At 36.2% G+C, this 439-nt stretch carries 1 protein-coding gene; it reads right to left on the reverse strand.

Going from position 1 to position 439, the window contains the following annotated elements; all coding sequences use genetic code 11:
• Positions 1–413, reverse strand: a 413-nt coding sequence (locus KIH86_RS10505; RefSeq protein WP_223110436.1) for a hypothetical protein, incomplete at its 3' end; no start/stop codon positions are given.
• Positions 414–439: the final 26 nt, after the last annotated feature.

Below are 439 nucleotides of genomic sequence, written 5' to 3' on the forward strand. Positions count from 1 at the left end.
TGCTGATTTATAGTTCTTCCACGTCGTATCGCGGTAACGTATAAACTCTTAAACAATGAATCCATGGATAGATTGTATGAATCTTTTCCCAGCATAAGAGCAGATACTATTTCATCCTTTTCAGCTTCACCGACTTCATTCAAAAAATCACAAATTCCCCCCTCAATTTCGGTTAAATTTTTTCTCTGGCGAAAAGGCTTAAGATGAAAATACAGCTCCTTTGACAGGTAAGTCACTCTATTTTTGTAGATTTTACTGTAAAATACACTCCGGGATTCAATTAAACTCATTAAAGATTGCCAGTCTCCTCCTACTCCTACCACACTTGGTAATTTGGGATCTTCATTTAATAAAAGCAGCCCATATCGTTGAAACTCAAAAGATAAGAAATCTGTTCTCGAACTATTGTGCATAAATACACTCCCACTATAATCTCCCA

The organism is Paenibacillus sinensis, assembly GCF_019904155.1.
GTDB classification, from domain to species: Bacteria; Bacillota; Bacilli; order Paenibacillales; family Paenibacillaceae; genus Paenibacillus_AQ; species Paenibacillus_AQ sinensis.